This is a genomic window from Sphingobium sp. 15-1, assembly GCF_013375535.1.
Taxonomy (GTDB): Bacteria; Pseudomonadota; Alphaproteobacteria; order Sphingomonadales; family Sphingomonadaceae; genus Sphingobium; species Sphingobium aromaticivastans.
Genome location: NZ_JABXJG010000002.1, coordinates 956,353 through 969,655 on the forward strand (window position 1 = coordinate 956,353; position 13,303 = coordinate 969,655).

10 protein-coding genes are annotated in these 13,303 nt (G+C 62.5%); 7 read left to right on the forward strand and 3 right to left on the reverse strand.

The features are described 5' to 3' along the window. Positions 1 to 30 precede the first annotated feature (30 nt). The gene (locus HUK72_RS20515) at positions 31 to 2,181 is read right to left on the reverse strand and encodes a PQQ-dependent dehydrogenase, methanol/ethanol family (protein WP_176598451.1); all 2,151 of its coding nucleotides are present in this window, start codon (positions 2,179 to 2,181) and stop codon (positions 31 to 33) included. 163 nt (positions 2,182 to 2,344) lie between these two features. After that, a complete protein-coding gene (locus tag HUK72_RS20520) occupies positions 2,345 to 4,636 on the reverse strand; it encodes a TonB-dependent receptor (protein ID WP_176598452.1) in 2,292 nt (763 codons plus the stop codon). 624 nt (positions 4,637 to 5,260) lie between these two features. Here HUK72_RS20520 and HUK72_RS20525 point away from each other — a divergent pair. After that, on the forward strand, positions 5,261 to 6,508 hold the full coding sequence (locus HUK72_RS20525) for an MFS transporter (protein ID WP_176598453.1): 1,248 nt from the start codon (positions 5,261 to 5,263) through the stop codon (positions 6,506 to 6,508). A gap of 32 nt (positions 6,509 to 6,540) precedes the next feature. On the opposite strand, the gene HUK72_RS20530 is transcribed toward HUK72_RS20525, so the two are convergent. Further along, positions 6,541 to 7,011: an Lrp/AsnC family transcriptional regulator gene (locus tag HUK72_RS20530; protein WP_176598454.1), complete on the reverse strand. Its 471-nt coding sequence runs from the start codon at positions 7,009 to 7,011 to the stop codon at positions 6,541 to 6,543. A gap of 120 nt (positions 7,012 to 7,131) precedes the next feature. Between HUK72_RS20530 and HUK72_RS20535 the strand changes: the two genes are divergently transcribed. From HUK72_RS20535 to HUK72_RS20560, 6 genes are read left to right on the forward strand one after another with little or no spacing between them, the layout of a single operon-like run. Then, positions 7,132 to 8,187 carry a Glu/Leu/Phe/Val dehydrogenase gene (locus HUK72_RS20535; RefSeq protein ID WP_176598455.1) on the forward strand — a complete coding sequence of 352 codons (1,056 nt, stop codon included), beginning with the start codon at positions 7,132 to 7,134 and terminating at the stop codon, positions 8,185 to 8,187. Further along, complete coding sequence (locus HUK72_RS20540; protein WP_336952900.1) at positions 8,184 to 8,432, forward strand: hypothetical protein; 249 nt, start codon at positions 8,184 to 8,186, stop codon at positions 8,430 to 8,432. Before HUK72_RS20535 ends, HUK72_RS20540 begins: the two co-directional genes overlap by 4 nt. A gap of 23 nt (positions 8,433 to 8,455) precedes the next feature. Beyond that, positions 8,456 to 9,691, forward strand: a complete 1,236-nt coding sequence (locus HUK72_RS20545; RefSeq protein WP_176598456.1) for a thiamine pyrophosphate-dependent enzyme — start codon at positions 8,456 to 8,458, stop codon at positions 9,689 to 9,691. 2 nt (positions 9,692 to 9,693) lie between these two features. After that, positions 9,694 to 10,707 carry an alpha-ketoacid dehydrogenase subunit beta gene (locus tag HUK72_RS20550; RefSeq protein ID WP_176598457.1) on the forward strand — a complete coding sequence of 338 codons (1,014 nt, stop codon included), beginning with the start codon at positions 9,694 to 9,696 and terminating at the stop codon, positions 10,705 to 10,707. A 4-nt stretch (positions 10,708 to 10,711) separates the two neighbouring features. Further along, positions 10,712 to 11,965: a dihydrolipoamide acetyltransferase family protein gene (locus HUK72_RS20555; RefSeq protein ID WP_176598458.1), complete on the forward strand. Its 1,254-nt coding sequence runs from the start codon at positions 10,712 to 10,714 to the stop codon at positions 11,963 to 11,965. A gap of 31 nt (positions 11,966 to 11,996) precedes the next feature. Next, a complete protein-coding gene (locus tag HUK72_RS20560; protein WP_218036191.1) occupies positions 11,997 to 13,244 on the forward strand; it encodes a DUF3422 family protein in 1,248 nt (415 codons plus the stop codon). The last annotated feature ends 59 nt before the right edge of the window (positions 13,245 to 13,303 follow it).

The following is a 13,303-nucleotide window of genomic DNA, read 5'->3' on the forward strand; positions in this document are numbered from 1 at the left end:
TAGCCCCCGCGCTCTGACGGGGCGCGCCCGTCAGTTCTTCTTTTTCTTGCTGTCCTGATACTGCCAGAACCGGCGTGCCTCATGAGAGACGTAGCCGCGGATCGTTTCCGCTTCTGCGGGGCTCAGGCGATTGCTGAAACTGACCATCCCATTATCTTTCAGTGCGCCGTCGATGACGATCATGCGAAAGGTGTCGGCACTGGTCAGCGCGCCGGAATAGCGCAGATCGGGCAAGACCTGGTTACCGACCGCCGCTTCGCCATGGCAGCGCGAGCAGTTGGCAGAGAAGGCTTCCCGCCCCTGCTGGATTTGCGCGGCCGTCCAGGTCGATTCCGGCGACAGGTCGACGCGCTGCAACACTTCCTTTTCAAGCGGCGGCAATTTCCCGGTTCCCCCGAGGGTGAAGGTCAGCAGACGGCGCGGCGCGTTCCGCGAGCCCGCCTGTTCGTCACCGAAGCCGGTCGTCAGACCATAGCCCGATCCCCAGCCGACCAGCACGGACACATATTGCTGGCCATCGACCGAATAGGTGATGGGCGCGGCAAGAATGCCCATGCCCGTGGGAAATTCCCACAGCTTATGACCGTTGCGGCTGTCATAGGCCGTGAAGCGGCCATTCGCCAACCCCTGGAACACAACGTTGCCCGCCGTGCTGACGACACCGCCATTGACAGGATTGGCATGCTCCACACGCCAGACTTCGCGCTGGTGCACGGGATCCCAGGCGATCAACCGTCCCTTCTGCGTCTTCGCGAGCGCCTTGCGCGCGTCGAAATCGTCTGGAAGGCCCGCCTGGGCGAAGTTGACGCCCAGGTTCCATGCGCGCGGATGATATTTATACTTGGTGTCCGCCACATATTTCACCGGAACCTCAATCGTCGGGATGTAGACGAGGCCGGTCTTGTGGTTGAAGGACATCGGGTGCCAGTTGTGCGCGGCATAGGCGCCCGGCGACCCGATAAAGGGCTTGCCCGGCTTGTAGCGCGCTTCCGGCGTCTCGATCGGGCGGCCCGTCTTCATGTCGATGCCGGTCGCCCAGGTCTGCGACACGAAATTCTTTGCCGAGATCAGCTTGCCTGTCTGCCGGTCGAGGACATAGAAAAAGCCGTTCTTGGGTGCCTGCATCAGCACCTTGCGCACCTTGCCGTCGATCTTCAGATCAGCGAGCGTGATCTGCGCGGTCGCCGTGAAGTCCCAGTCGTCGCCGGGCGTCGTCTGATAGTGCCAGACATACTGGCCGGTATCGGGATTGATCGCGACGATCGATGACAGATAGAGATTGTCGCCGCCGCCGGGCGAGCGAATGTCCCGCGACCAGGGGCTGCCGTTACCCGTGCCGACATAGAGCAGGTTCAACTCGGGATCGTAGCTCATCGAATCCCAGGCCGTGCCGCCGCCGCCGGCCAGCCACCATTTGCCATGCCAAGTCTTGGCCGCGGCCTTCAGATAATCCCCTTCAAAGCCCTTGGACGGATCGCCCGGGACGGTGTAGAAACGCCAGGCCTGCTTGCCGGTCTCCGCATCATAGGCCGTCACATAGCCGCGCACGCCATATTCCGCGCCGCCATTGCCGATGATGACCTTGCCCTTCACAACGCGCGGCGCGCCCGTGATCGTATAGGGCTTGGACTGGTCGACCGTGACCACCGACCAGACCTTCTTGCCCGTCTTCCGATCGATCGCGATCAACCGACCGTCGAGCGAACCCACGAATATCTTGTCGCCCCACGCCGCCACGCCGCGATTGACGACATCGCAGCACGCCTTATCGCCCATGTCCCGCGGCACTTCGGGATCGTAGGTCCACAGATGCTTGCCCGTTTTCGCATCCAGAGCGACCACCTTGCTCCACGCGGTCGAGAAATAGAGGACGCCATCGATCATCAGCGGCGTCGCTTCCTGCGCCCGGTTGACGTCCAGGTCATAGGACCAGGCGAGGCCCATCTTGCCGACATTGTCGGCGTTGATCTGATCCAACAGGCTGTAGCGGTCTTCGCTGTAGGTCAGCCCCGTCGTCAGCCAGCTTCCGGGTTCATCTGTCTGGGACTGGACGATGCGCTTCTCGTCGACCGGCCGCTCGCCGCTGGCCGACGACGCCTGCTGCCCCGCGCTATGGCAGGCGGCGAGGGCAAAGGTGGCCAGCGAGACCATGAGCAGCGCGTTGCGACGATAGTGTGTCATCGTACCATATCCTGTTGAATAAACGATCATAATGTTTCGATCGCGGCTGATCCTGGGACCAGACCCAGCGGCAACATAGCATCGGCCAACGGCCGGAGAAGCCCATGCCGGCGGAGCGCCGGCATGGGAATAAAAGGCTTTAAGACGAGGACGGCCGGTGTCGTCACATCTTGAAGCCGACCGTGGCCCCGAACACGCGCGGCGGACCATAGACATTGAGCACCCAGCCGAACGCGGGGAGATCGTTGACGTAGATCCGATACTGGGACTTGGTCAGGTTCTTGACCCAGGCCGATATGGTCCAGCGGCTGTCGATCTCCGCGATGCCCACGCGGCCGTCCACGACCCAGTAACCCGGCTCGAGGTTCGACGGAGCGTTGACCGCCTCCATATATTGCGACGAGCGGTAATTGGCGTTGAGGGACAGGTCCAGCTTGACGCCGTCGGTGAGCGGATGCGTGTAGAAAACGCCGCCCGACGCCGTCCAGCGCGGCGAGTTGACCGGACGGTTGCCCTTCAGGCTCTGGCCGCCGGCGCTGATGTCGCTGCGGATCGATGAGTCCAGCCAGCCCACCGAACCCGTCAGTTCCAGCCCGGTCGTGACCAGCATGCGCGTGTCCAATTCGACGCCGTAGGTCTTGATATTGGCGGCGTTGATCGTGATCGGGATCGGCGAACTTGCGCTGTCGACATTGATGAAGCCATCACGGAAGTCATAGCGGAACACCGCGCCGTTAAGCTGTACGCGGCGGCCGCCCAGTTCGGTCTTGAAGCCCGCTTCATAGGCGGTGAGCGTTTCGGGCTTCAGCGACGTCAGCGCAAGCTGCGGCGACGCATATTCAGCGTTGAACGCACCCGACCGGAAGCCGGTGGACACGTTGCCATAGACCATCAGATTGTCGACAAAATCGCTGTTGATCTGCGGCTTCCACTGCACGCCCATCTTGAACGAGACATTCTCGTCCCGACGCTTGCCGCCATTTTCGGCAAGCGAAGCGAGAGAGAGCGGCCCGAGGATCGTGGTGGGATGCTGGTCCTCGCGGGACGACACGCCCGTGCCGGCATAGGTGCCACCGGACAGATGCAGCTTTTCGGAGGAATAGCGCACGCCTGCGATCAACGACAGCGTCGGCGCGACCTTGATTTCGTTGTGGAAGAACAGGGCTACCGCATCGAGCTTCTGGCCGAAGGGCGAATAAAGGCCCGGCGCCGCGCCACCCGCGATGGTCAGATAGTCGTTGTTCTTGAACTTGTCATGCTCGTAGAAGGCGCCGACGACATAGTTCCAGATGTCGTTGTTCTTGGACGCGATCCGCACTTCCTGCGTAAACTGCCCGATCTTGTTCCGATAATAGGTTTCGATCGACGCACCCGGATCGCCATCCGAATCCTCAGCGGAATCGCGCAGATAATATTGGTAGCTCGAAATCGAGGTGAGCGTGGCCCAGCCAAGATCGTGCTCAAGCCGCGCGGTTGCGCCATAGCCCTTGCTGTGGGCCTGATGCGTCAGGTTGCCGTGCGAGATATAGGGGTCCGACGAACCGGGATAGTGCCCGTCGCCGCGCACGCAGCCGGCATCCCCGCCAGTCACGGTCCCGTTCAGATAGGGCGCACAGAAGACCGGCGCACCTGCCGCCACCGATTCCGGCGTGAAGACGCCCGGCGTGTAATAGGGCGGCAGATTTGATTTATCCTCGCCATAGGTCGCGGAAACGAGCAAGGACGTATTCGCCCCCTTCCACTGGATCTGGCCGCGCAGAGCGAACTTCTTCTCGTAACCCTCGTCCCGACCAGTCGTGATATTCTTGTAAAAGCCCTGGCCCTGATCGACATACATGCCGGACAGCCGTGCGGACACCGTGTCCGACAGCGGCCCGCTCAGATAACCCTGGCCGCGAACCGTCTCATAACTGTCGTAGTTCACCGTTGCGCCGACGGAAAGCGTGTCGGTCGGCTTGCGGGTATAGAAGTTCATGGACCCGCCGGTGGTGTTCCGTCCGAACAAAGTGCCCTGCGGCCCCTTGAGCGCTTCGACGCGGTCGACATCGAACAGCAGCAGGTTCGACATGAAGTTCTTGGAAAGATAGACTTCGTCGACATGCATCGCGACGGGTGAGTCCAGATTGGAAGCGAACTCATTGACGCCGATGCCGCGGATGTTGAAGGCGTTCTGGCCGAGGCCATAGTTGATCTGGACGTTGGGGATCGCGCGGGCGACCTCGGCCACTTCCTGAACATTCTGACGGACCAGTGCGTCGCCGGTGACGACCGACATGGTGATGCCGACATCCTGTGCCGACTGGCTGCGCTTCTGGGCTGTGACGACGATATCCGACAGGCCGCCCGTGTCCTCGGCCCGGTCCTGCGCCATTGCCGGGCCGGCCACGACCATCATGCAACTGGTGGCGAGCAATCCTCGCACAAAGCCTGGCGTCCGCTTACTCGAAGCAGTCATATTACCCCCATATTGATTAACTTGACGATTGTCCCTGAACGGAAGGAGGATCATAGCCTTCTCCATTATTGTTGCTTCTTGCCGGCCATGGCCGACAGCCCGGACGAAATCTCCTTTCGGCTCTGTCGACCGGCCGAATGCATGAGGAGTAAGTAACCTTCCCCCATCATCCAATGCCGCCCCAGACAGTCATGCGTTGCTTTTTGGACAACTTGAGCAACCCGCCGCGCGGGCGAAAATAGCAGGGCCTTTCAGGAGGGCGTGATCCGCCTCACCCAAGCACGGCAGCCGCGCATCGCTGGAAAGATCTTCCTCTTTTCAAAGGCGTCGATCCCGTTTTAATTATGCCGGAGTCATAATAATCGGTTCCATTGTTGATGAACAAGCAACGGGCCTGTGGCTTGGCCATCCTTATTCCTTCACCTGCAAGATGATAAGGATGCATATCGAATATGAAGCTACGTGCGGGGAGATAGCGCATTTGGTCGACATATTGCCGCCTGTTTCCTGCGGTAAGGGGCGCAGCCCCGGCCGTGCCACGGCGACTTCGCCCTGCGCGCCGACCGCGCACGCTGCATCCTTTTCACCTGCGGCGGATTCCCCATCGGCGGGGCGGGCAGGCGCATGACGACATTGCCCCGCACACCCCGCGCCGTCATCGCGGTTCTCTTCACGACCTATCTCATCTGTTATCTCGACCGGCTCGTGATGGCGAGCGCTATCCCGTTCATCGCGAAAGACCTGCACTTTTCCGCGACCGAATCCGGCGCGGTCATGAGCGCCTTCTTTGCAGGCTATGCGCTCATGCAGATCCCCGGCGGCATCCTCACCGACCGTTTCGGACCACGGCGGATCTTGACCTGCGCCATATTGCTCTGGTCAGTCTTCACCGCGTTGACGGCGCTGGCAACGTCACTGGTCTCGCTGGTGGTGGTCAGGATATTGTTCGGAATCACCGAGGGCGCGGCTCCCTCGGCGGTTTCGAAGGCCGTCCGCATCTGGGCACCGGGACAGGTGGGACGGGTCAACGGCCTGCTTCTGGGCGCCACCCAGCTCGGCCCCGCCCTCGCTCCCCTGTTCGTCGCGGCGCTGATCAGCGACTGGGGCTGGCGGGGCGTATTCTTCTCCCTGCTCGTGCCGGGCCTTATCCTCGCAGCGCTGGTCTTCAGGGTGGTGAGAGACAGGCGTAACGACGGGGCCGCGCAGCCGGACCATGAGACCAGGGTAAAGCCCCTCCCCGCCGAAAGGTCCGGGCTGGCCCATATCCTCCGCTGCCAGCCGATCCTGTGGTCCGTGGGCTGCGCCATTTTCGCCAGCGTCGCGAACTGGGGCATGATGAGCTGGATTCCGACCTATCTTCTCACCCGGTTCGGATTGAGCATCAAGGATATGGGCATCGCGGCCGCCATGCCCTTCTTGACGGCAGCGATCGGCTATTATCTGGGCGGTCATATCGGCGACCGGCTTTTCCCGAACCGCCGTGGCCTGCCGATCGCCATCGGCCTGTTCCTCGCGTCGCTCGCCACCCTGTCACTGACGGTCGCGTCGACCGTTTTTGCAGCGACGGCTGCCTTCATGCTGATCTACTTCTTCCTCTCGATCGCACTCTCCTGCCTCTTCTCGTTGCCGCTCGCTGTCATGCCGGCGCCGCTGGTCGCCACCTCGTTCAGCGTGGTGAACGGCGGCGCGCAGCTTGGCGCGTTTCTGGCGCCCATCAGCATCGGCGCGATTCTCGACGGCAGCCGGGGCAATTTCACGCTGGTGTTCGCCACGCTGATGATCGTCCTGGCAATCGGCGCGACGATGGCGCTTCTCATCAGGCCTGAACGGCAGGACGGCTCCCTGTTGTCCGGCGGAGCCACAGCTTCCTAGGCGCGGTTTCGCGACAAAGGTTCACACCCCGCCTACACGTCGATCGGCAATTCGGTAGTGGCCTTGATTTCCGACAGGGCGACCATCGAATTGACCTCCTGTACGCCCGGCACGCGCGAAAGCTTTTCGAAGAAGAAGCGTTCATAGGCTTCGATGTCCCTGGCGACGATCTTCAGCATAAAGTCCACCGTCCCCAGCAACACGAAACATTCCAGGACTTCGGGAAATTCCCGAATGGCCATGGTGAATTCCTCAAGGTTGGAACGGCCGGTCGCCGTCAGCTTCACCTGCGCAAAAATCTGGGCATTGAGGCCGATCTTCCGCCGGTCCAGTAATGCCACTTCACCCCGGATATATCCTGCATCCTTGAGCCGCTGAATGCGCCGCCAGCATGGCGCCTGCGACAGCCCTACCATAGCCGCGACATCGGCGGTGGAACGGCTCGAATCCTGTTGCACGACCGAAAGGATTTTTCTGTCAAAGCTATCAAGAAATTCGGGCATAAATTATTCTCTTTATATCTATAGATCGAATATATTTTTTTAATAGCCACGATGCGGGAGGATGAATAGCAATTTTTATCAGGACTAGCGGTGATAGGATTGCGGCAAGGGAGCAGCGCCATGATCCACATGTTCGAAAATGCCGATTTCCAGGAACGTCTCCACGTCATCAATGATGCGGAAACCGGAGTAACGGGGATCATCGCGATCCATTCCACGGCGATAGGACCCGCCGCCGGCGGCTGCCGCCTTTGGCATTATCAAACGCAGACCGACCTCATCACCGACGCGATCCGTCTGGCGCGCGGAATGAGTTACAAGAACGCGATGGCGGGCCTCCCCTTCGGCGGCGGCAAGGCCGTTCTCCAGCGCCCCGAAGGCGACTTCGATCGCGCCGCGATCTTCCGCGTGTTCGGCGAAGCGGTGGCGACGCTCAAGGGCGCATACATCACCGCCGAAGATGTGGGCACCACCATCGCGGACATGCGGGCGGTGCGGCGGCAGGCCCCCTATGTGGCCGGGCTGGAAGTGGCCGAGGGCATGGCCGGCGGCGACCCGTCGCCCTGGACCGCGCTGGGCGTATTCGAAAGCATGAAGGCCGCCGCGCGGGACGTTCTGAAGTTCGATCTCGCCGGTGCCACGGTTGCGGTTCAGGGCGTCGGCAATGTCGGCGCCCGCCTGTGCCGGCTGCTCCGGCAGGCTGGCGCAAACCTCATCGTCACCGATGTCGACGAAACGCGCGCCGCCACGCTCGCCGGTGAACTCGGCGCGAAGCATGTCGGCATCGACGAAATCCTTGGCGTCGACGCCGACATCCTCGCTCCCTGCGCGCTGGGCGGCGTCCTGAGCGCGGACACGATCCCCGATCTTCGCGTCCGGCTCGTCTGCGGCGGCGCGAACAACCAGTTGGCGACCGAAACGGACGGCCAGGCGCTGGTGGATCGCGGCATCCTTTATGCCCCGGACTATGTCGTGAACGCCGGTGGCATCATCAATGTGTCGGCCGAATATCTGGGCGAAACCAGCGGTCAGGTCGCGGACCGTGTCGGCCAGATCGCCGGCCGCCTGCTCAATGTCTTCCGGGCTTCGGCCGAAGAGCAGGTGCCCCCCGGCGTGATGGCCGACCGTCTGGCGCAGCAATTGATTGCCAAGGCGAGGAGGCGTCAGGCCGCGTGAAGCAGCTCATGCGCTTCGACATTGTCTCTCGTTCCGATCCTCAGGCACTGATCCGGCTGCTCAACCATTTCGCGCAGCGCAGCCTGCTTCCCAGCCACGTGGCGGCCACGGAAGAGGCCGGACGGCTGAAAGTGCGCATCGATCAGCCGGATGTGGAGGAGAAGCAGGCGAACATCATCGCGGAAAGAATGCGCAATTCCGTGCTCGTCGAAACCGTCCGCATCGAACGGGGCGCAGCGTCCTGACTTTGGCCGATCAAGGATAACAGATGACCTACCCACGCAACGATCATGGCATCCATGTTCCGATGCCGAACGCCAGACCCGGCGACAGCGCGGACTTTTCGCACCACGCGATCCCGCCTGCGGGCAGCGTGCCGATGCCGCCGCTGGACGTGGCGGCGGATCACATCCGCGATCACGCCTATACGCTGATCCGGGTGCTGGACGAGGAAGGCAAAGCCGTCGGCCCCTGGAACCCCGACCTGCCGGTCGAGACGTTGCGGCAGGGCTTGCGCAGCATGATGCTGACGCGCGCCTATGATTCCCGGATGGTCCGCGTCCAGCGTCAGGGCAAGACCAGCTTCTACATGAAATGCACGGGCGAAGAAGCCGTAGCGGTCGCCGCCGCAATGGCGCTCGATCCCGCCGACATGTGCTTTCCCACCTACCGCCAGCAGGGTCTTCTCGTCGCGCGCGGCTGGCCGCTCGTCGACATGATGAATCAGGTCTATTCCAACAGCCGCGACCGGCTCAAGGGACGGCAGATGCCGGTCTTCTATTCCAGCCGGGAAGCGGGATTTTTCTCGATCTCCGGCAATCTGGGGACGCAATATAGCCAGTCGGTCGGCTGGGCGATGGGCGCCGCGGCCGATGGCGACCCGCGCATCGCCGCCGCCTGGATCGGTGAGGGCGCCACGGCGGAAGGGGACTTCCATCACGCGCTGACCTTCGCCAGCGTCTATCAGGCGCCCGTCATCCTCAACATCGTCAACAACCAGTGGGCGATCTCCTCCTTCTCCGGCATCGCGGGGGGTCAGCGCACCACCTTCGCCGCCCGTGGCCTGGCCTTTGGCATCCCGGCCCTGCGCGCCGACGGCAATGATTTCCTCGCTGTCCATGCCGTGACCCGCTGGGCCGCCCAGCGCGCCCGGCAAGGTCTTGGCCCGACGCTCATCGAACTCTTCACCTACCGCGCCGAAGGCCATTCGACCTCCGATGATCCCAGCAAATACAGGCCGGGATCGGAAGCGCAGGCGTGGCCGCTCGGAGATCCCATCGAACGGCTGAAATCGCATCTCATCAAGCTGGGCGCGTGGACCGAAGCCGAACATGCCGATCTGGCAAAAGCGCTCGATGAAGAGGTGCGGGCAGCGGGCAAGGAATCCGAAAGCTACGGCACGCTGTCCCACGGCGACCGCCCCGCCCCCTCCACGATGTTCGACGATGTTTACAAGGACATGCCTGCGCACCTCGTGGCGCAGCGGTCGCAGGCGGGGTTCTGACGATGGCGGCCATGAACATGATCGAGGCGATCAACAGCGCCATGGACGTGGCGCTGGAGCGTGACCGCGCCGTCACCATCTTCGGCCAGGATGTCGGCTATTTCGGCGGCGTGTTCCGCGCGACTGATGGCCTTCAGAAAAAATATGGCGCATCGCGTGTGTTCGACGCCCCGATCACGGAAGGCGGCATCGTCGCGGTCGCCGTCGGGATGGGCGCCTATGGCAAGCGGCCTGTGGTCGAAATCCAGTTCGCTGACTATATCTATCCCGCGGCGGACCAGCTCATTTCCGAAGCCGCGCGCATGCGCTATCGCACCGGCGGGGAATGGTGGTCGCCAATCGCGGTGCGCAGCCCCTATGGCGGCGGCATTTACGGCGGCCAGACCCACAGCCAAAGCCCTGAGGGCATCTTCACCCATGTCGCCGGGCTGAAGACGGTGATCCCATCCAACCCCTATGACGCCAAGGGCCTGTTGCTGGCGGCGATCGAGGATGACGATCCCGTCCTCTTCTTCGAACCGAAGCGGCTCTATAACGGTCCCTTCGACGGCCATCATGACCGCCCCGTCCGCCCGTGGGCGAAGCACCCGGCGAGCGAGGTTCCCGAGGGTCACTATATCGTGCCGCTCGGAATGGCCGCCGTGGCGCGCGAAGGGTCGGCGGTGACGGTCCTCGCCTATGGCACGATGGTGCATGTCGCGCTCGCGGCTGCGGAGGACAGCGGCATCGACGCCGAAGTGATCGACCTGCGCACGCTGGTGCCGCTCGACCTGGAGGCGATCAAATCTTCGGTCCAGAAAACCGGGCGCTGCGTCGTCATCCATGAAGCGACCCGCACCTGCGGCTTCGGCGCGGAACTCGCCGCGCTGGTGCAGGAACATTGCTTCTTCGAACTGGAAGCGCCCGTTGAGCGCGTCACCGGCTGGGATACCCCCTATCCCCATGCCTTCGAATGGGAATATTTCCCCAGCCCCAAGCGCCTGGCCGAAGCCATGCGCCGCACCATCGAGATATAGGTCCATGAATATATACAGCTTCAAACTGCCCGACATCGGCGAAGGCATTGCGGAGGCGGAGATCGTCGGCTGGCATGTGGCGGTGGGCGACTTTGTCGAGGAGGACGCGCCGCTCGCCGACCTCATGACCGACAAGGCGACGGTCGAGATGACCGCGCCTGTTTCGGGCCGGATCGTGCGGCTGGCGGGCGAAGTGGGCGAGCAGATCGCGATCGGCTCCATTCTGGCGGAGTTCGAGAAGGAAGGCGCGGAGGCATTGCAGGAGGCTCCGGTCGTTCAGCCCGAACCGGCGGTGGCGGAGCCTGTGGCTGCCGCAGCGCCCGCCCACGCGCCTGCGCCGGTCGAGGAGACCAAAGCCGAACCCCCGCCCCCATCCGAACCGGTCGCTCATGCCCCGGCCAGCCGCGTGCTCGCGTCGCCCGCCGTTCGCCAGCGCGCCAAGGATCTGGGCCTCGACCTTGCGGACATCAAGCCAACCGAGGATGGCCGCATCCGCCATGCCGATCTCGATGCCTTCCTGAGCTACAATGGCGCCTACCGCACGGCGGGCGGCAAGCGCGCCGACGAACAGGTGAGGGTCATCGGCTTGCGGCGCCGCATCGCCGAGAATATGGCGGCGTCGAAACGCGCCATCCCCCACTTCACCTATGTCGAGGAAATCGACGTTACCAAGCTGGAGGCTCTGCGCGCCGACCTCAACGCGACGCGCGGGACGAAGCCCAAGCTGACGATGCTGCCGCTGCTGATCCTCGCGATCTGCAAGACCCTGCCCGATTTCCCCATGATAAACGCGCGTTACGATGATGAGGCGGGCATTGTCACCCGGTCAGGCGCGGTCCACCTTGGCATCGCGACGCAGACCGACACGGGCCTCATGGTTCCGGTGATCCGCAACGCCGAAACCCGCAATATCTGGCAGTTGGCGCTCGAAGTCGTCAGGCTTGCCGAAGCGGCGCGCAGCGGCAAGGCCAAATCGGAAGATCTGTCAGGCTCGACGCTCACGCTGACATCGCTCGGCCCGCTCGGCGGCATCGCGACGACGCCGGTCATCAACCGGCCGGAAGTTGCGATCATCGGCCCCAACAAGGTGATCGAACGTCCGGTGTTCAGGGACGGCCAGGTGGTCGCCGCCAAACTGATGAACCTGTCGATCAGTTGCGACCACCGGGTCGTCGATGGCTGGGATGCTGCCAGCTACGTTCAGGCCCTCAAGCGGTTGCTCGAAACGCCAGCGCTGCTTTTCGTCGATGAGGGATAAGGCATCGACCGATCGCGGGGGGAGAGAAGGCTTGACCCAGGACCATCCCCTGCGTGGGCAGCTTACCGAAGAGATGCACGCGCGGCGCCTGGGCAATGTACAGGCGCCCTGCGAAGTCACGCAACTGCTCGCCGTCTATTCCGAAGGCGAGCAACAGGCGGTGCGGCAGCATGCCCTGAAAATCGCGGGGCGGCCGGAGGAGGCATGCACGGATTTCAACCATCTTGCCGCCTCCATTGCCGGGTTCGAATTCACCTGGGAATGCCATGCTGAATTCGCCACCTACACCTTTATTCGCAGCCTTGATGCAACGGACGATCAGGCCGAGTTCGCACCTCTCCCTCCCCACTGGATGGCCGATCTCCCGGCCGTGATCCTGCGGGGAACACAACTGCGGCTTCTATCGGTTACCGATCCCGAGCCGACGACCCTGCTCGAAGATTTCCACCCCGGCGACCTTGTCACCTGCGACGTGTTCGACAAGGCGGCGACGATCTGGGCCGATTTCCGGCTGCACAATACCGGGTTCGGCAAGCTCGTGATCAAGGACCGTCACTTGTCGGACGGGGATGCCACGCGCTTGGTCCAGTGGCTTCAGGAACTCGGCAATTATCGCAAGATGGCTTTACTCGGCCTTCCGCTGGCGAAGGAACTTGGCGGCCGCCTCAAACGGCTCGAAGACGAGTTCGGGAGCTTAGTCAACGCGATCGCCATGCCCGACCGACAAAGCGACGCGGAACTCTTCCATGCGCTGTCCAGCATGACCGCGGAACTCAACCGGCTGGAATCCGACGCCAGCTACCGCATGAGCGCCACAATGGCGTATTCCCAGATCGTCCACGACCGGCTGACTTCCCTGCGCGAAAGCCGGGTTGCCGGTCATCAGACCTTATCGGAATTTACCGAGCGCCGGTTCATGCCCGCCATCCGGACATGCCAAACCTTCATGAACCGGGTGCAGCAGGTGTCGCGGCGCGCCGATTCCGCCAGCGGCTTGATGCGGACCAGCATCGACGTTGTGCTGCGGGGCCAAACCCGCGACCTGCTTGCGTCTATGGATCGCCGCTCCGGCATCCAGCTTCGGCTGCAACAAGCCGTCGAAGGCCTCTCTGTCACCGCCATCACTTATTATATGGCCGCGCTACTGCATTATGAGCTGGAAGCGCTTCATCATATAGCGCCCTATTTCAACCCCACCATCGTCCTTGCGTTTCTCATCCCATTACTGATCCTGATGATCTGGCGCGTGGTCCGATCGAAGAGACAGCAGGTGACTTAGAGTATGAGAAGGTAACCTTCCTCACGTCATCGGACACGAAAAACAAAATTGCTTTAGAA